This is a genomic window from Pseudoalteromonas sp. Z9A6 (assembly GCF_011378805.1).
Classification (GTDB): Bacteria; Pseudomonadota; Gammaproteobacteria; order Enterobacterales; family Alteromonadaceae; genus Pseudoalteromonas; species Pseudoalteromonas distincta.
The window spans coordinates 72257-91364 of the sequence record NZ_WTKZ01000011.1 but is presented as its reverse complement, the minus strand read 5'-3'; the positions used below and the strand labels follow the sequence as shown (position 1 = coordinate 91364).

At 39.2% G+C, this 19108-nt stretch carries 13 protein-coding genes and 1 pseudogene; 8 read left to right on the top strand and 6 right to left on the bottom strand.

Annotation, left to right across the window (positions count from 1 at the left end):
* Window positions 1-184: 184 nt before the first annotated feature.
* From GQR53_RS06770 to GQR53_RS06760, 3 genes and pseudogenes are all read left to right on the top strand, one after another.
* On the top strand, window positions 185-2263 hold the full coding sequence (locus tag GQR53_RS06770) for a TonB-dependent receptor (protein WP_165743272.1): 2079 nt from the start codon (window positions 185-187) through the stop codon (window positions 2261-2263).
* A 179-nt stretch (window positions 2264-2442) separates the two neighbouring features.
* Window positions 2443-3843 carry a M20/M25/M40 family metallo-hydrolase gene (locus tag GQR53_RS06765; protein ID WP_165743271.1) on the top strand — a complete coding sequence of 467 codons (1401 nt, stop codon included), beginning with the start codon at window positions 2443-2445 and terminating at the stop codon, window positions 3841-3843.
* 86 nt (window positions 3844-3929) lie between these two features.
* Window positions 3930-4871, top strand: a pseudogene (locus GQR53_RS06760) (sel1 repeat family protein).
* A gap of 44 nt (window positions 4872-4915) precedes the next feature.
* Here GQR53_RS06760 and GQR53_RS06755 read toward each other — a convergent pair.
* Window positions 4916-5821: a DUF808 domain-containing protein gene (locus GQR53_RS06755; protein ID WP_024605924.1), complete on the bottom strand. Its 906-nt coding sequence runs from the start codon at window positions 5819-5821 to the stop codon at window positions 4916-4918.
* A gap of 145 nt (window positions 5822-5966) precedes the next feature.
* Between GQR53_RS06755 and GQR53_RS06750 the strand changes: the two genes are divergently transcribed.
* From GQR53_RS06750 to GQR53_RS06730, 5 genes are all read left to right on the top strand, one after another.
* On the top strand, window positions 5967-6248 hold the full coding sequence (locus tag GQR53_RS06750; RefSeq protein ID WP_024605925.1) for an MliC family protein: 282 nt from the start codon (window positions 5967-5969) through the stop codon (window positions 6246-6248).
* A 66-nt stretch (window positions 6249-6314) separates the two neighbouring features.
* Window positions 6315-8345: a methyl-accepting chemotaxis protein gene (locus tag GQR53_RS06745; RefSeq protein WP_165743270.1), complete on the top strand. Its 2031-nt coding sequence runs from the start codon at window positions 6315-6317 to the stop codon at window positions 8343-8345.
* 71 nt (window positions 8346-8416) lie between these two features.
* Window positions 8417-9883, top strand: a complete 1467-nt coding sequence (gene ubiD / locus GQR53_RS06740) for a 4-hydroxy-3-polyprenylbenzoate decarboxylase (protein WP_002960958.1) — start codon at window positions 8417-8419, stop codon at window positions 9881-9883.
* Between the two features lie 109 nt (window positions 9884-9992).
* On the top strand, window positions 9993-10706 hold the full coding sequence (gene fre, locus GQR53_RS06735) for an NAD(P)H-flavin reductase (protein WP_149594663.1): 714 nt from the start codon (window positions 9993-9995) through the stop codon (window positions 10704-10706).
* Between the two features lie 167 nt (window positions 10707-10873).
* The gene (locus GQR53_RS06730) at window positions 10874-11284 is read left to right on the top strand and encodes a CBS domain-containing protein (protein WP_165743269.1); all 411 of its coding nucleotides are present in this window, start codon (window positions 10874-10876) and stop codon (window positions 11282-11284) included.
* A 54-nt stretch (window positions 11285-11338) separates the two neighbouring features.
* Here the strand turns inward: GQR53_RS06730 and add are convergent, their stop codons facing one another.
* The 5 genes from add to hemC all read right to left on the bottom strand — a co-directional run bounded on the left by add (window position 11339) and on the right by hemC (window position 19093).
* Window positions 11339-12340, bottom strand: a complete 1002-nt coding sequence (gene add, locus GQR53_RS06725; protein WP_165743268.1) for an adenosine deaminase — start codon at window positions 12338-12340, stop codon at window positions 11339-11341.
* Between the two features lie 127 nt (window positions 12341-12467).
* Window positions 12468-15155 (bottom strand): CHASE domain-containing protein, encoded by a 2688-nt coding sequence (locus tag GQR53_RS06720; RefSeq protein ID WP_165743267.1) that lies wholly within the window; start codon window positions 15153-15155, stop codon window positions 12468-12470.
* Between the two features lie 51 nt (window positions 15156-15206).
* Entirely contained in the window at window positions 15207-16316 is a 1110-nt protein-coding gene (locus GQR53_RS06715; protein ID WP_165743266.1) for a heme biosynthesis protein HemY, read from the bottom strand.
* Window positions 16313-18154: a uroporphyrinogen-III synthase gene (locus GQR53_RS06710; protein ID WP_165743265.1), complete on the bottom strand. Its 1842-nt coding sequence runs from the start codon at window positions 18152-18154 to the stop codon at window positions 16313-16315. The genes GQR53_RS06715 and GQR53_RS06710 overlap by 4 nt, the downstream gene beginning before the upstream one ends.
* Window positions 18155-19093, bottom strand: coding sequence for a hydroxymethylbilane synthase (gene hemC / locus GQR53_RS06705; RefSeq protein ID WP_024605933.1), 939 nt, complete (start codon window positions 19091-19093; stop codon window positions 18155-18157).
* Window positions 19094-19108 lie beyond the last annotated feature (15 nt).

Below are 19108 nucleotides of genomic sequence, written 5' to 3'. Positions count from 1 at the left end.
GTTCCATAGCAATAAAATAACATGGGAGAAAGCCCCACTAATATGCAGCTTATAATAGCAGAATTCGTAATTGGCAACCATTAACAAACACATTATAAAACATGTTAATGAAAGATGTTGAAAATGATAGTGGTTTGCATTAAGATCGCGATTGTTTTTTACATATCTACGCTGGAAGCAATTAATGAAACTGAATTCTATTTACATAGCACTATTAGCAAGCATTTCAACAAGCACATATGCAAACACTACCGACCTTGAGCGCATAGAAGTAAAGGGTAGCTACTTTAACGATTACAAAGTAGATAACGCTAATGGCGCAATGAGAACATCAGCTTCATTACTTGAAACCGCACAATCTGTCACTGTAATAACCGACACTATTATTAGCGAACAGCTTGCCACTACACTTGGTGAAGTACTCACAAATGACGCAAGCTTAACTGCAGGCTCACAACAACGAAATCGCGAAGTATTTAACTTACGCGGCTTTGAGTTGAGCTCATCGACAGGTTATTTACGCGACGGTCATCAGCATTGGTCACACTATCAACAACCAATCGAAATTTTGCAACAAGTTGAAGTAATTAAAGGCCCATCAAGTATTTTATATGGTCAGTCAGGCCCGGGTGGCTTGGTTAACATGGTAACTAAAAAGCCTACAGCACAAACATTATTTAATGCCAGTGCCGATGTAGATCAGCATGGTTCAACTCGCTTTATGGTAGATGCTGCAGGCGCATTAACTGAATCAGAAGATTTACGTGCTCGTGGTATTTTAGTTAAGCAAGACGTTGACTACTGGCGTGAGTACCAAAATGGTGAAAATCGTGAGCGTGACCGCTTTTTAGGTGCTTTAGTTGTAGATTACGATATTAGCGATAACGCATTAGTACGTGTGCATTACGACCGCACAGATGACGAAGCCGGTTTGGATACGGGCGCATGGATAGACGATAATGCCAATGTAATTGGTAGCGATAAAACAATCCGTGATATGTCTTGGGCGTTTACCGATATTACCGTAGAAAACGTAGGTGTAGACCTTGAAGTATTTTTAACCGATAACTGGCAAGTAAAACTTGGCTATAACGAACAAACGTTTGAGCGCCAACGCTTTGAGTCAGCACCTCGTATGCCTAGCGACTTTACTGAAGGTGACAGCTATGAATCTCGCCCTTACGACCGTTTTGACGATTGGCAATTTAAAACTGCATTTATTGATTTTATTGGTGAATTTAAAACAGGCAGCTTACAGCATCAGTTTTTAATTGGCGCAAACTCGCTAGATTACTACTACGGGCAACGCCGTACTTCCGCTGAATACTTTGATTTTTCTGCAGGACAAGCAGAACCATCACGCCCTTCTGTAAGTTATAAAACAGATGATACAGTAAGCGAAACTGAATACGACTATTACGGTATTTACGTTCAGGACTTAATTTCGTTCTCACCAGAGTGGCAATTATCGCTAGGTGGCCGTTACGATAAACAAACACGAGAAGGTGCAGATAACGAATCATTTGTACCAAAGGTAGGTGTGCTTTATCACCCAAATGCTTCTGCAACTATATACGCTAGTTACTCAGAAGGTTTCGAGCCTCAAGGTAGTGAAACTCTGATTGATGAAACCGATGTAAATAATGGCATGAAGCTAGATGCCATTACCTCAGAGCAAAGAGAGATTGGTATTAAATGGCAATTATTTGATGACCGTTTACTACTAACAGGTGCAATTTTTGATATTAGTAAAGAAGGCACACTTGTTAGCGAACAGCTTGAGACGCCTATTGGCTCATTCACAAGTGAAACAAACCAAGTGGGTGAACAACGCCATAAAGGTGTTGAAGTAAGCGCTCAAGGTGCCGCTACTGACCGTTTATTTGTAATGGCATCAACTATGTACCTAGATGCTAACTTTGAACGCGATGAAGTATTGGAAGGCAAACGCCCTGTTGATGCACCTAAATGGTCGGCATCACTTTGGACCCGTTATGAATTAAACGACGCCATTGCCATTAACGCTGGCGCTTTTTATGAAGGCGAGCGCTTTGCAGATAGCGATAATACAATTACTAAAGATGCCTATACACGTGTTGATGTAGGCGCCACTTATAAGTTTAACTTAAGCAATACCGATATTAACTTACGCCTTAACATCGAAAACTTATTTGATAAAAGCTATTTAGGTGGTGGCGGCACGAGTAATGTAACTGTTGGCGAGGGCACAAATCTTCGTTTAGCAGCGCAATTTAGCTTTTAATTAAATGCTTAAATAACAGCTTTAAAATATAGCCCGCGTACATTTACGCGGGCTTTTTTATATCTAAACGTTTATACCTAACAGCATTAAACCTATTACAAAGCCTATTCATCTCATCTATTTTTTATCATGTTTGTTACATGTTCTAATAGCGCTAATTATTAAAAAGGCTTACCCAAATGAAAAAATTAATTACCGCACTGCTGCTTACTAGCAGTATGGCTGCAAACGCTAACAACGCCGAATTTACCCAAAAGCAATTACAACAAGTCAATGAAGTGCGCACCTCTGCTCTAAATAGTGATTTAAGCTATAAATTACTAGAGTCATTAACAACTGAAGTAGGACCTCGCTTACCTGGTACTGAAAATGATAAAAAAGCAGTGGCATGGGCTAAAGCTAAATTTAATGAGCTTGGTTTTGATAAAGTATGGCTTGAAGAAGCGACTTTTCCTGAATGGCGCCGTTATAGCGAAAGCGGAAAAATACTAACACCAAGCGAGCAACCTCTACATTTAACTGCATTAGGTAACAGTATAAGCACGCCTAAAGATGGGATCACAGCACCAGTAGTCTTATTTGAAACACTTGATGAATTAAAAGCCGCACCGGCGAACAGCCTAAAAGGTAAAATTGCGTATATTAATTACCGCATGAACCGCGATATAGACGGGAATGGTTACGGACCTGCTGTAAAAGCACGTGGCACAGGCGCGATAGAAGCATCTAAAAAAGGGGCTGTTGCCTACATGATGCGCTCGGTAAGTACTGGTCATCATCGTTTTGCACACACTGGCGGTAGTTACTACAAAGAAGGTGTTACAAAAATACCTAATGTAACCATTGCTAACCCAGATGCCGATCAAATAGCACGACTCATTGCTTTAGATAAAGACGTTTCTGTAAATATTAATGTGCAAACCGAAAGCCTTGGTGAAGGCACAGGTTATAACGTTATTGGCCAATTTAATGGTACCGAAAACCCTGAGCAATATGTATTAATTGGCGGGCATTTAGATTCTTGGGACTTAGGAACTGGCGCACTAGATGACGGCGCAGGCGTTGCACTAACAATGGCAGCCGCTAAACATATTAGCGATGTAAAGCGTCCTAAGCGAAGTATTCGTGTGGTACTTTTTGCAGCTGAAGAGCTAGGTCTTTGGGGTGCAAAAGCTTATTTTACAGAGCATAAAAACGAGCTAAGCAATATTGTTGCAGCAGCTGAGTCTGATTTTGGCGCTGATGTTGTATATGCTTTTGAATCGAACGTAAGCGCAGAGTCACTTCCTGTAGTGCGTGCTATTGCAAAAGAACTTGCGCCGTTAAATATTGAGCATATTGGTAAAAACCAAGCGAATGGTGGCCCTGATCTAATTCCACTTAAAGCAGCAACCTCAGCACCTATTTTTGAACTTGCTCAAGATGGAACAGATTACTTTGATTACCATCATACAGCTGACGATACGCTTGATAAAGTAACACCTGCTAAGCTGCGTCAAAATACCGCTGCATACGCTGTATTTGCTCTAATGGCTGCTGATGCAAAAACAACAATTAAGCCTAAAGCTCAAAATAAGTAATAACTGACATACTTACTTACAGTTTGTGGCTTTAACTAACACGCTTCTTGTTTTACCTTTAGGTAATTAAACAAGGAGCGTGCTTTATGTTACTTTTCAACACGAGTGAATCATTTCCACATTTTGCACAAACAACACGCTGCCCTCATTGTCAAAGCGACGCCTACCATTTAGTAAATAAAAGCCGCTATTTACGGTTTAGTATTTTACCTATGCTTGCCTTAAAATTAAGTTATAAACGCGAGTGCTATCAATGCGGAAAAAGCGAACCTGTAAAAATAACGCAACTACCGTTAATAGAAAAACTAAGCCTACCTAAATACTTTATTGGTGTATTTTTATTACTTTGGATTGTTTTATTTTTTTATCAACAGCACCTTAATAGCGAGTCTCGAAAGGAAGGCTATTTAAATACGCCTAAAATATATGATACTTACTTAGTACACGCCGACAAATTTACACACGAGCCCTGGACCCTAACCAATTTAAGAATTGCTCAAGTTTTAAATTTTGACGAACAATTTATTACCTTTCAGATAAGCAACTACAGCTATAAACGTAATAATAGTATTACTTTGGCAATGCGTACTAGCCAGCTAATTTAAGACAATTACTTTTCCACTAAAACAATCACCCTCCCTCGTGATGAAGTAGCACGCCTTTACAACGACGAAGCTATTTACGACGTGCTGCGCCCCTATGCCAACATCCTTTATGGTGGGTTTGTGATGCATCCTCCCAAACCTAAGCCACTATATAAAGGCTTAAAGCTCGATAAAAACAATCAACAAGGCATTATTTATTTTAAAGATGGTTTGTTTGTTGAAGCATTTAATAGCTTTAAACAAGCTGCTGAAGCGGGCTCTCAATGGGGGCAATTAAATTTAGCGCAAATGTATCGTGATGGTCAGGGAATAGATCAGGATCAACAGCAGGCTATTTATTGGTACAAAAAGGCCATTGAGCAAAAAAATACTAAAGCACAATTTGAATTGGAATCTCTTTGTAAAATAGCTAACTGTGAATGAGTGAATTTCAATATAGCTGGCGCAACAAGTACGCCAGCTTGGAATTATTTTTTAAATAACTTTGTATAACCTACATGTATAAGCACAACAACTAAGCCAGCAATCACGCCTAGCAAACCATCAAACAATAGAGGAGCTAATACCTCTCCTGTACCGCCAGCAACAGATTGGGCATAGTTTGTTACATCGACTTGAGTATGATGCAGTAACTCAACACCATGTACTAAAATCCCGCCACCGACTAAAAACATCGCGATGGTGCCCGCAAATGCTAAAAACTGCATCAACCTAGGCGCTGCTGCGAGTAAGCCTTTCCCAAGTAATTCTTTAAATTTATTAGCTGTTACCTTTGATTGGTTGAGTAAATAAAGCCCGGCATCATCCAGTTTTACAATACCTGCCACTAAGCCATAAACACCAATAGTCATTATAATTGCGATAACACAAAGCACTAAAGCTTGATTAAGCAATGTAGCACCTGCCACAGTACCTAAAGTAATCACAATAATTTCGGCAGAAAGAATAAAGTCGGTTCTTATTGCCCCTTTTATTTTTTGTTTTTCGTACTCAACTAAATCTAATTTCTCACCCTCGTCTACCGCTTCACTGTTATGAGGCAAAAACTTAGCAAATACTTTTTCAGCTCCCTCAAAACATAAAAACAAACCACCCATCATTAAAAGCGGTGTTATTAACCAAGGCAGCCATACGCTTATTAATAAAGCAGCGGGTACGAGTATCGCTTTATTTAAAAATGAGCCCTTTGCCACAGCCCAAACAACCGGTAATTCACGCTCTGCTGCTACACCTGTAACCTGCTGTGCATTGAGCGCTAAGTCATCGCCTAATACACCCGCTGTTTTTTTTGTTGCAACCTTACTCATTGTCGCAATGTCATCAAGTAAAGTGGTTATATCATCTAATAACGTTAAAAGGTTAGTGCCTGCCATAAAGCTTCCGAGCTCAAAAAATATTGCTATAAACATAACTTAAAGCGCTACTTTCACCAACGGTTAATTTTGCTTTGTTATTCTTACATTAGATTAAAATTTTGCCCTGTGTTTTAACTAACGTTTAAAGAAGATGGGAGGAAAAATGAAAGTATATTTAGCATTAATCGCTATTTTACTAAGCTTAACCGCATGTAGTGATTTAAAAACCAGTACTGCTTACCAATGCGATGATGAGAGCGTAAAACTCAATATTATTAATAATTCTGAAGCCGAACTTATCTTTAACAATAAAGTGCATGTACTTAATCACGAAAAAAGTGCATCTGGGAATAAATATATAAGTGAAGAGGTACTGTTTTGGGGTAAGGGTAAGGAAGCCATGTTAATCATTGCAGGTAAAAAAAGACAGTGCACCAAGGTTTAACATAAAAACAACCAATAAATCACAATAATGCTACAATAATTAAAGACCCATTATTGTGATGAAGTTATGCGTTCAATTGCGATCAAACATAAAATAATTTTAGCCTTTACAGCCATTGGCATATTGGTGCTAACAAGTAGTGTATTTTTTTATTGGTCATTAAACAAAATTAGCGTTAACAATACCCGAACCGAAAAATTAGCGGTTCCGGTACAACAGTTCAGCAAAGATTTAAGGCTATCATTACTGTCTATTACCAAATTTAACGCCTTAGCTTACAGCCAAGCAAACCTTGATTTACTTCAACAAAATAAAAAACAGGCGCAAGTTGAGCAACAACAATTTAGCGATATGCTCAATTTGTTAAGCACTCAACTAAATCAACAAATAACAATGCAAAATTTACTCACCAGTACCAACGCAGGTTTCGAGCAACTGACTGAAGTAAGTATCGCAATGTTTAGCGCTAAAGAGCGTAAGTTTGTAGCGCAAAATTCCACCATAGAATTATCAGCAACGTTTAACGAGCAACTTTACAATTTAAGTTCTAACTTACTTGATATAGAACTTTTAGAAGTGCCTGTAAAACAGCAGGCGTTACTTAATGCTATGTTTGGAACAGCGACCCGTATAGATGATTTATTGTTTAACTTAAGCAATAATATAAAAAGCATTACTCAAACTGCAAGTATCAATGATTTAAATAGTCATCAGCAAGATACTCTATTTCTACTAGATAACATCCAACCTAATTTCACCTATTTAGAGCAACAAGCGCTACCTTTTGATAATGCGTTTAATGCTAAAAATTTAACGGCTAAGTTTAATCAATTAAGAGAGTTACTTAACAACGATACAGGAATTTACGCCCAACAAAATAAAGTACTCAAAAGTGCTATTGCTGCGGCTCAAAATTTTGAACACTTTCAACAGCAATTTATAACAACAGAAGGTCAGCTTATTGAACTTAATAAATTGGCTGATGAGCGCTTTAATGCCTTACAAACTAATGCAAAGGCCGCCATAAATACAGGGATTAGTTCTGTAGTAATTATTACGATTGTTTTAATTATATTGATTATCGCAATCTCTATTTTTACAACTCGCGCAATGCTAAAACCGCTTAAAAAAGTAAACCGCGATTTAGCCCGAATCGCCTCAGGTGATTTATCAAAGCGAAGCCACCCACGTAGTAAAGATGAATTTGGTACTTTGCTAAATAACATAAATAAACTCAGTGAAGACCTTACTAACCTAATTGGTGCAATTAGTAGCGACGCCCACAAACTAGACCGCAGCGCTATTAAAACCAGTGAAAAAGGTCAGCAAATGACGGTTGTTGCACAACAGCAGTTAGAGCGAAGCGCGCAGGCAACATCGCTTGCACAAAATATGCTAACCAACTCACAAGCGGTTTATGAGCAAGCTGATAAAACATCAAGTGAAATAACCAATGCATCGCAATTTGCAAATGATGTAAACGAGATTGCTAATCAAAATAGTCTAAGTATAGAAACTTTATTGCAGCGCCTTGATAAAGCAGTAGGCAGCACAGAAGTACTCGCACAGTACACCCAGCTTATTGAAGCCATTGTTGAAACAATTAGTAGCATTGCCGAGCAAACTAACTTACTAGCACTTAATGCTGCAATTGAAGCAGCGCGAGCGGGTGAAAACGGACGCGGGTTTGCTGTAGTTGCTGATGAGGTTCGATCATTAGCTGCTCGTACACAAACCTCGACTAGCGAAATAAACACCATGATCCAAACATTGCAACAACACACTAAAACAACTCAAGAACACATTACTGATGGCCAATACCAAGCCAAGCAATGTGTTAAAAACAGCATTGAACTAAATAAAGCCGTAGAGCGTATTAAAAGCACATTGTTGTCTGTTAATCAGATGAGTGAGCAAATTGCTCATGCATCACATGAGCAATTGACTAACAGTGGCGACATTCAACAAATAATGGCAAAGGTGACAGAGCAAGCAACCTTGAATGCCCAAAATGCGACAACCCTAGCAAGCGAAAGTGAAGACGTAAACCAACTTGCACACTCTTTAACGAGTGCCGTAGAGCGCTTTAAGTTTTAAGTGCAAGTAATGACTTGCCTTGCATGAAATGGGTATAATACTTTAACTCTTTTGCTTAATAGCGGCCCACAATGAAATATAAAGATCTACGTGATTTTATCGATTTGCTTGAAAAAAAAGGCGAACTTAAACGTATCACCCAAGAAATCGACCCGTATCTTGAAATGACCGAAATATCTGATCGCACATTGCGTGCAAAAGGCCCTGCGTTATTATTTGAAAACCCAAAAGGCTACGATATGCCGGTACTTACCAACTTATTTGGTACACCAAAACGCGTAGCAATGGGCATGGGCCAAACAGATGTTAGCGAGCTTCGCGAAGTGGGTAAGCTACTCGCTTTTTTAAAAGAACCTGATCCACCAAAGGGTATTAAAGAAGCACTAGGCGCTATACCTATTTTTAAGCAAGTGCTTAATATGCCTGCAAAAGAAGTTAAAAAAGCACCTTGCCAGCAAGTAGTTTTAGAAGGTGATGATGTAGATTTAACTAAATTACCTATTCAACATTGCTGGCCAGGTGATGCAGCGCCATTAATTACTTGGGGCCTTACAGTTACTAAAGGGCCTTATAAAAAGCGCCAAAATTTAGGTATTTATCGCCAGCAATTATTAGGCAAAAATAAAATAATTATGCGCTGGTTGTCACATCGTGGTGGCGCGCTTGATTTTCAAGAATGGTGTAAAGAAAACCCAGGGCAACCCTACCCTGTATCGGTAGCATTAGGTGCCGATCCTGCCACTATATTAGGTGCCGTAACGCCTGTACCTGACACTCTAAGCGAATATGCATTCGCTGGGTTATTACGTGGCAGCAGAACCGAAGTTGTAAAATCTATTTCAAATGACCTACAAGTCCCTGCCAGTGCAGAAATAGTACTTGAAGGTTACATAATGCCTGGTGAAATGGCGCCAGAAGGCCCTTATGGTGACCATACCGGTTACTATAATGAAGTCGATGACTTTCCAGTAATGACGGTCACTCATTTAACGCATCGTAAAGATCCTATTTATCACAGCACATTTACCGGCCGTCCGCCTGATGAGCCTGCTATTTTAGGTGTGGCACTTAATGAAGTGTTTGTGCCGATACTACAAAAGCAATTCCCTGAAATTGTCGACTTTTACCTTCCGCCTGAAGGGTGCTCATATCGTATGGCGATTGTAACAATGAAAAAACAATATCCAGGCCATGCTAAGCGCGTGATGATGGGAGTTTGGTCGTTCTTACGTCAGTTTATGTACACCAAATTTGTAATCGTCTGCGATGACGATGTTAACGCCCGCGATTGGGAAGATGTTATTTGGGCTATAACAACCCGAATGGATCCAGCGCGTGATACAACATTAATAGAGAACACACCTATTGATTATCTCGATTTTGCATCGCCAGTCTCAGGTCTTGGTTCAAAAATGGGGATGGATGCTACCAATAAATGGCCTGGCGAAACCACCCGCGAATGGGGCGAGCCTATTGTTATGGATAAAGACACCAAAGACCGTGTAGATGATATTTGGGAAAGCCTTAATATTGTTTAAGTGTTTATATGTAAGTACATATCAGGCTATAAAATAACCCTGCAGATATGCTAGAATCGAGCTATTCGATTGCGTATCTGCTGTTACAAGCGCTGCTAAAAGGTAAAAAATGCAAACATTAAAAGCTGAAGTTGTAGCTATCAGCCCACTTACAGAATTTGTTCATAAAGTAATTTTAAAGCCACAACAACCTGTGACCTTTGAAGCTGGCCAATACATGCAACTCGTATTAGGCGAAAAAGACAAACGTGCTTTTTCTATAGCTAGTCGCCCTTCACAGTGCGATGCAATAGAACTGCATATTGGCGCCTCAGGTGCCGATTCGTATGCAATGCAATCGTTAGAGCATTTACGAAACGCCCATACCACAGGGCAGTTAGTAGACATTGAAGCTGGCTTGGGTATTTCACAGTTGCGCCTGCAATGTGAGCGCCCTATTATTTTACTCGCCGGTGGTACTGGTTTTTCATACGCAAAATCAATGGCTGATCATTTAGCTGAAATAAAATGCGACCGTCCTGTATTGTTTTACTGGGGCGTAAAAGAAGAATCTGCTTTATACGCACACACAGAAATGCAAGCATGGGCAGATAGCCATGAGAATTTTAAGTTTATTCCTGTAGTAGAAAATCCATCTGCTAATTGGCAAGGACACACTGGCTATGTACACAAAGCAGTAATGCAAGATATTGTGTCACTAGAACCATACGATATTTATATGGCAGGTCGTTTTGACATGATAGGTATTGTCCGTGATGACTTTATTACTCATGGTGCAATTCGTGAAAACATGTACGCAGATGCATTCGCATTTATCAAATAATTGAAATTTACTTTCAGTTATAAATAAAGGCACCTAATCGGTGCCTTTATTTTTATAACAACAAATATTTAATAGTTAAAACCTATCAACTCCATCAATATAAACAATTTCCTAAATCCCTATCTATAAACCATACTTTGTATAGAACATCAGCGGGAGAGACCCAAATGCTAAATACAAAAGTAAAAGATTTTATGCAACGCAAGTTGCCAAATATCACACCAGATACAGAAATGACGACAGCCATAGCAGAACTACAAAAATTTAAACTACTTGGCGCACCAGTATTTGATAAAGATAAATACTTAGTTGGATTTATATCAGAGCAAGAGCTGTTACAACCACTTACTCAAAGCAGTTATTTTTGTGATGGGATGGTTAAAGTATCGCAGCTTATGCAAACAGAGGTAGTGACCGTTAGCGGCGATACCAACATTATTGAGCTTGCACAGCAGATGCAGCCTGGTAAACCAAAAAACTACCCTGTTGTAGAGGGCATTAAAGTAATCGGTATGATCAGCCGAGCAGATGTACTTAAAGCACTTTACGATAATTACATAAGCTGCCAAACACACTAAATTGCAGATACAAAAATGCCGCTTATATAAAGCGGCATTTTTAATGCTCTTAAATTAACGTGCGCTAACGAGTGCTAAAAGTTCTTTTTTATCGCCATCGCTTAAAAATGCTATTTCTAACGCATTTTTTTGAGCTTTTTCCATATCAGCTTGAGATAAGCCAGCTTTAGGTGCAGCAACGGTATATTCATACTCAATTTCAATACCTTCAACCGCAGGATCATCAGTATTAATACACGCTAAAATACCATAATCTAAAAACTGTTTAAGTGGGTGCTTAGTTAAATCGTTTACTGTACTGGTTTGAATATTACTTGTTAAGCATGACTCAATACCAATACGGTTATCGCGTAAATAATCCATTAGTTTTGGATCTTCAATTGCTTTAACGCCATGCCCTATTCGGCTCGCACCCAACTCATTAATTGCTTGCCAAATACTTGGAGCACCAAGTGCTTCTCCAGCATGAATAGTCGAAGCTAAATACGCATTTCGTACTTGTTTAAAGTGCTCTACAAACAACTCACCCGGGAAGCCAATTTCGTCACCGGCTAAATCAACAGCGACTAAATCCTTTTTAAATGCGAGTAATGCATCAAGCTCTTTTTGACACGTTTTTACGCCATAAGTACGCGATAAAATACCAATCAAGTTAGCTTTTATATTTGCGCCCTTTGTTGCTGATTTAATACCATCAACAACTGCCTCTACAACGCCTTCTGGGTGTAAACCTTGGCTTTGTGCCATGTAGTAAGGGCTAAATCGAAGCTCCACATAATCAAGACCTTGTGCTTGTGCATCTTCAATGTTTTCAATTGCGATACGTCTACACGCATCGTAGTCGCCAAGCACAGTAACTCCCCAATCTAACTTTTGTAAAAAAGCCATGAGGTTTGGTTCAGGATCAATAACTTGAACATGAGGGATTAATGCTTCAACGTTATCTGCAGGTAGCTCTATATTAAACTGTCGACCAAGTTCTAATATGGTTTGCGCACGTACATTACCGTCTAAATGGCGGTGAATATCTAGCAAAGGTAATTTTCTATTGATCATAATAGCAACCCAGTTTAGTTAAATTTGCGCGCATGATACGCAGATACAGTTATTTTTCAAGTCTATATGATTTGCGGTAAGTTTTAGCGGTCATATGTCTGCTTTTTGTGCAAAAAAATGATATAGCCTATTTTCCTGATAAGTGATGCCAAAGAGTTTTAAAAAGCGTATTTGCATCAATAGGTTTGGTAATATAGCCATTCATTCCACAGGCTAGTGCCTTTTTAACGTCATCGTCATGGGCGTTCGCCGATAGCCCTATTATGGGTAAATCAATTAACTCTAAATCACGACGAATTACTTTTGTTGCTTTGAGTCCATCCATTTTTGGCATTTGAATATCCATAAGCACAATGTCGTAGCTATTTTCGGCTAGCTTTTCTATGGCTTCAAAACCATCGTTAGCAATGTCGGCAATACAGCCTTTCGTTTTTAAAATAGCATTAGCAACATGCTGATTAAGTGGATTATCTTCTACTAAAAGTAATTTATAGCCTGTAAATGATAATGTACTTACGTCTATTTCGTTGTATTGCTGCTGAATTTGCTCTGCCTTTGGTAAAGGCGATATTAGCGGCAAACTAAATGTAAATGTAGAGCCTTTACCTTCATAACTAACTAAATCAATTGCACCACCCATTAACTCAACTAGTTTTCTGCAAATACTTAATCCTAAGCCTGTACCACCATATTGGCGTGAGGTTGAGCTATCGGCTTGCGAAAACGGTTTAAACAATTGTTTTTGTGCTTCGCTACTAATACCAATACCCGTATCGTTAATACTAAAATAAGTCATTTTTTTCGATTGCCAAATTTTCAGAGTGATTTCACCTTCCCCTGTAAATTTAACCGCATTATTGAGCAGGTTCAGCAGCACTTGTTTTAAGCGGATTGGATCGGTATTAATGACCAAATTTGATGTTTTATCAAAATCGAGACTTAACTTTATTGATTTAATGTCAGCCTCAAACTGAAGTAAATTAAGCATTTCATCCGCTAAACTCGCTACATTAATAGGCTCTTGCATTAAGTCTAGCTTGCCTGCTTCCATTTTTGAAAAGTCGAGCACATCGTTTAATACCCTCAGTAAAACACCAAGTGCCCCATCTGCTTGCTCTATGTAACTTCTAGCTTGTTGCCAATCGTTTTGCTGGAGCGCTAAATAATGCAGCCCTTTTATACCGTTAATAGGGGTGCGGACTTCGTGGCTCATGTTTGCTAAAAACTGCCCCTTTATATGACTCGCTTCATCTGCTTTTTGTTTTTCTTTGCGTAGTGTATGTGTTTGCTTGGCCACTTGTTCGCGAATTTGTATGTTTGTACCAGTAACTGAAATCAAAAATGTAATCAGTAACCACACAAACAACATACCTACTATTTGTGCAAGCCAATATACTAACCAAGACGTTCTAACTATTGGCTCATATAACTCAACCTGCCACATACGCTTTCCAATCAACAATTGATATTCTTTAAATAGCGCTTGCGAATTAGCGGTATCTGCAATATAAATTGCCTGCTTTTTCCTTGGTATCGTTGTATCAAAAAAGCTAGCTGAAATTGAGTTGTTGTGATCAAATAATAATGTTTGCGATAAGCGTTTCAGGCTGACAATCGCTGCCACAAAGCCTTGAAAATCATCTTCGGTAGAGGACTCTCTAAAAACAGGATATAAAAAAAGCACACCGTGTTCGGCTGTATTTTGGACCAAGTTAATTGGCTCACTTAGTGCAAGTTCATTAAGCTCTTTCGCTTTGCTAAGCGCTGCACCTCTTACTTTACTAGAAGCTAAATCAAACCCTAAAACATCTTCATTACCTTTTAAGGGATATACGTACTTTACTGGAAAGTAATTACTACGCGTACCTGCTGGTTGCCAAGCTCCATCTAGTGACTTTTCTTTTATGTATAGAGGTTTGCCTGTGGCTGGATTTTCATGTGTCTCAAAATCTGCGAGTTTATTTGCTGGTATATAAGGTATCCATTCGAAAGCTAGAATTTCTTGGCTGTAGTCCAACTGCTTTGAAGTAAATTGTTTAAACTCTTTAAAATCCACGTCACTACTACTAGCAAAATATGTAGCTAATAAGCCTAAATGAGCAGTAATACCATCAAGCTTTTGGCTTATAGCATTTTGCACAGTAAGTATTTTGGCTTCTTGCTTTTGAATATCTTTTTCTTTTTTAACACTAGCAGCGCCATAAAAACTAGCGCTGATCAGTATGTAAATTAATAGCGAGGGTAAAATTACCAGCATACGGTGGCGTACTTGTGTGTAATTAAAAGCGGCGAGTACTAAAGGTGTAAATATAAGTACGCCAATACTGTCGCCAATCCACCATGCTATAAAGTTATCAAAAATAGCATTGGTCGGAATCACATTATTCAATGCTAATAAACTTGTTCCTACACCTGCAGCAATAACACAACATATTGGTCCTGCTACTATTAAGCTCTGCACACTGTGTTTTAAAGAAGATAAATCTAGTGGAGTCTTTATAACATTTACTATAATTTGACGACCAATCCAAGCCTGTAAAACAGAGGCTAAAGTGACGCAAATAGCTTGTAAAAGCACATTAAAATGAAGAATATCTACGGTGTTATCAAGATGAATTAAGTTAGTACAAAAAGCACCAATAATAAGGCCAATAAATGACTTACGTCCCCAAATTAAAAAGCTCGCTAAAGCAATTCCTGAGGGCGGCCAAGAGGCAACCGCATAGCCATCTACAGAAAGAAGTGAGTTGCTAAAATACCCAGTAAAAAAGTAAGCACAAGCCAAGCTAAGGGTTAATATTAAAAACTTTCTCAATGCTTGTGCTCCTGAACTACAAAAAATGCTAAGTAGTTATAGTGTAGTCATTTATTGATATAAAACGAGCGCCTTTTCTGCTTGTGCACTATTTTTATAACTCAACACAGCTTGTTCAGAGAACTGTTTTTTATTGTCGCTATTCAGTGCTTTATCAAAAATTCTAGCTGCTAAGTCATAATCACCTTTAGCATTAGCAAGGCAAGCCAGCGCAAGTAATAGTGAATTATTTGAATCATCCTTTTTAAGGCGTTCTTGTATGTTTATTTGCAACTTAGGCGCATCGGCTGCTGTTGCTTTACTTAATATATTGGCAAGCTCTAAGTGTTGCTCATTGTGCTTAACCATTTTAATTAAGTCACTTTCAATAGCAGCCAATTGACCTGCTTGCGCCATTTGCATTAAATATGCGGTGTGGGCATGAGCTTGCAGCTTTTTCGGTAGCTGTTTATATTTTTCACTCAGTTTGTCTGCATCTAACGCATTAAAGTAGGCACTAAATAACTGCGTCCACTGTGCATCAGTAAGTGCTTTTTTGCGTAATAAACGCGGCAAAAAATCTTCCAGCGCACTAAAGTGTTGTTGCTGTACTAATACTTCTGCATAAAGTTTTAACTCAAGTGCGGTGGCTTTTTTAGCTTCAGCACTTGCGCGCATTTGCGATTCAATTGCACTACTATCACCACTTGCGAGCCAAAGTTTTGCCACTTTTAATTGATGCTCTGGGCTTATTTCAAATAAACGCTCAAGTGCTTTATCTGTTTGATTATTAGCAAGCGCTGCTTTTGCAAGTAATGCTAAGCGAATATCTTCAAACTTATCTGGTACGCTATTACCCGATAGAGCCTGCTCTACATGCTCATAATCATCATTAATAGCACTCCACAACGCCTGTTCAATAGCTGCTTGTTTGCGCTCTTGGCTACGTGCAAAAAAGCCATGCTTGGTATTATGATAAATCGATAATAAGTAGCGGATTAATTTATATGTTAAATATAAAACAACAGCGGTAATGACTGCCATTATACAAAACGAGACTATCGTGCCTTCTATCGTCGTATTGTTAAATGAAATAAGTACATAACCTTTTTCATCTAGCACAAATGGAGTAACCGCTAGTACAACAACAATAGCTACAATTAAAATAATTAGCCCTATCATTGCGCCCACTCCTTAACCTTTTGTGTACTGTTTAAGGTTACTTTTGGATTAAAGTTAAGCTGCTCTTTTTCGAGTTTAGACAACGCTTTAAGGACCGTTTTAGTTGTATCATCGTCTTGCTTGAAATACTCACCAACTAAGCGTTTTGCTTCACTTAAGGCGCTAAAGAAAATACTCGCCTGCTTACTCATAAGTGCATCTTGTGCCTGAGTTATATTAAGCTTGATTCGTTGATTTATTAAATGGCGCTCTTGATCCGTCAGTAATGGCTCAATGGAAACACCTTCATGCTGGCGAATAGTAATAAAGCTATCCACAATTTTATTCCAGCTATTACTCAAGTTTTGCTGCCAATCACTCACGTCACCACTTAAAGCATTTTCATCTATTGTAGCTGCTTCTTCTGGTAAATTAACTGCATTAAAAACTAAGTCATCAATACTGCTTAGTACACTGTTTAGCTGTAAATAAATAGCCTCTGTTGCAACAGGTTTAAGGCTATCAAGTGTTTGTATGTCTTGCATAATAGCTTGGCGAACTTCAACTGTTCCTGGGTGCTCACTAAGTAACCCATCTAAGCGTTTTAAAACAGCACTAGCGCCTTGGTAATCTTTTTCAGCCCATAGTTTAAACTCAGCCATACGTTGTAAGCTGGTTACTTCTTGTGGGTTTAAAGATGAGCCTTGTTGCTGCGCCTTTTGCAAAGCGGCTTTCAATTCTTGCTGATTTTGAACTGCACTTTCATTTAGGGCTGCGGCAACTTTTTCCTCACTATTAAACAGCGCTTGTTGCAAATTAGATTGCGCCGATTTAAGTGCTTGCAGCTCCTGGGTGAGTAACTTATTTTGCTCGCTTAACTCATTAACGGCTAGGTTTTGCGCCTTACCAGCATTTAATTTTTGATAAAACTCGTATCCAACACCAGAGGCCACAATTAACGAAATAAGAAGCGCAAGTACTGCAACCTTACTTATTTTTTGTTTACTTTTGTCTGCCGTATTTTTTGTAGCTGTAGGCTCTTGCTTAGTTGATTTAGCAGAGGTCGTGTTAGCTATTGTTGGTGTGGCTTTTTCTGCCGTTACTGGCTTTGACTGTTCGCTCATGTTGCTACCTTGCTGATTTATGCAGGTAAACATAGCATTATCGCTAGCCCCTGCTGCAATGTGTATATTAGCCGAACTTACCTGTTGCAGCTTTAAATAAGCGGCTATACGCTCGCTAGCAACATAAAATCGGCACTGTTGTAACCATTGTAGTTGGTGTGCAGTAAGGCTTTTAAATATAGCATCAACTGCTGCATTACTTGTTATGACTATACCGTGTACATTCTGGCTTTTCCAGTGGTCTGTCCAGTTAGAGGTGATACTCTCTGTCGGTTCACGTTTGTACACAACACAATTATTTAAAAAAGCACCGCGCTCTTTGAGCGTTTTAGCTAACTCAGGGCGGCCACCTTGGCCCTTAACTAATACTATATTACAGCCATCCACCTCGGCGAGTGATTTAAGCGCAAGTAACCCTTCTGAATCATACTGCTTTGGTACTGCTGCGCGCACACCAAATTGCTCATATATAACACCGGCTGTTTGTTGTCCAACCGCATAAAACTGCGCTTTGGTATTTATATCTGGTTTCAATTGCGAAAGTGCACTGACTGCATCTTGCGAGATAAATATTATTTTATCTGCATTTAATAGCGAACTAAGCTCAGTGCTGGAGGGTGTTAAATGCGTTATTTTTAATACCGGAAATAAAGACGCCTGATAACCCGCTTGCTCAAGTTGCTGTGCAAGGGCTGCGCCTTTTCCTTCGGGCCGAGTTATCAGAATATGTGTCATTTATGCGTCTCTATAAACTTCAGCTAATATTTTGTCTGCACCTTGAGCTAGTAATTTTTTAGCAAGCTCAATACCTAGTTTTTCTGCGTCATTTACATGGCCTGTTACTTCGTCACGTAAAATTTCGCTGCCATCAACAGCACCAACTAAACCACGTAAATGCACTTGTTCGCCATCAACCAATGCATAAGCACCAATAGGAACTTGGCAACCACCTTCTAAATAGCGATTCATCGAACGCTCTGCGTTTACGCGAATACGTGTTTGTGTATGCTCAAGTGGTGCAAGTAATGCTTTGGTTACTTCATCATCAATACGACATTCAATACCTACAGCGCCTTGACCATTTGCTGGTAATGACACTTCTGGCTCAATGTAGTCAGCAATACGCGACTCCATTTCTAAACGAATAAGCCCTGCAGCCGCTAAAATAATAGCATCATATTGGCCGTCATCTAATTTACCTAAACGCGTATTTACATTGCCGCGTAAATCACGAATATCTAAATCAGGGCGAAGTGCCTTAATTTGGCACTGGCGGCGTAGGCTCGAAGTACCAACAATAGAGCCTTGTGGTAGGGCACTTAAATTTGCAAAATTGTTTGATACAAACGCATCGCGTGGATCCTCACGCTCACAAATAGTATGCAGTGCTAGCCCTTGAGGAAACTCTACTGGCACATCTTTCATAGAATGTACGGCAATGTCAGCTCGGCCATCTAGCATGGCTTGCTCTAGTTCTTTAACAAATAAGCCTTTACCGCCAATTTTGGCCAATGGCGTATCTAAAATTATATCCCCTTGTGTCGACATTGGGACTAATTCTACGCGCACATCTGCATGAAAACGCTCAAGCTCTGCTTTTACAAATTCGGCCTGCCAAAGTGCTAGAGCGCTTTTGCGCGTTGCGATGCGTACTAATTTTGTTTTTTCTGTCATAGGGGTATCCAATTA

Bases quoted from the DNA above. Each gene is read 5' to 3' on its own strand.
- GQR53_RS06755 (WP_024605924.1), bottom strand. From the start codon at position 5,821: ATGGCAGGCACTAACCTTTTAACGTTATTAGATGATATAACCACTTTA.
- fre (WP_149594663.1), top strand. From the start codon at position 9,993: ATGCAAACATTAAAAGCTGAAGTTGTAGCTATCAGCCCACTTACAGAA.
- GQR53_RS06745 (WP_165743270.1), top strand. From the start codon at position 6,315: ATGCGTTCAATTGCGATCAAACATAAAATAATTTTAGCCTTTACAGCC.
- hemC (WP_024605933.1), bottom strand. From the start codon at position 19,093: ATGACAGAAAAAACAAAATTAGTACGCATCGCAACGCGCAAAAGCGCT.
- add (WP_165743268.1), bottom strand. From the start codon at position 12,340: ATGATCAATAGAAAATTACCTTTGCTAGATATTCACCGCCATTTAGAC.
- GQR53_RS06770 (WP_165743272.1), top strand. From the start codon at position 185: ATGAAACTGAATTCTATTTACATAGCACTATTAGCAAGCATTTCAACA.
- GQR53_RS06765 (WP_165743271.1), top strand. From the start codon at position 2,443: ATGAAAAAATTAATTACCGCACTGCTGCTTACTAGCAGTATGGCTGCA.
- GQR53_RS06750 (WP_024605925.1), top strand. From the start codon at position 5,967: ATGAAAGTATATTTAGCATTAATCGCTATTTTACTAAGCTTAACCGCA.
- GQR53_RS06715 (WP_165743266.1), bottom strand. From the start codon at position 16,316: ATGATAGGGCTAATTATTTTAATTGTAGCTATTGTTGTTGTACTAGCG.
- ubiD (WP_002960958.1), top strand. From the start codon at position 8,417: ATGAAATATAAAGATCTACGTGATTTTATCGATTTGCTTGAAAAAAAA.
- GQR53_RS06710 (WP_165743265.1), bottom strand. From the start codon at position 18,154: ATGACACATATTCTGATAACTCGGCCCGAAGGAAAAGGCGCAGCCCTT.
- GQR53_RS06730 (WP_165743269.1), top strand. From the start codon at position 10,874: ATGCTAAATACAAAAGTAAAAGATTTTATGCAACGCAAGTTGCCAAAT.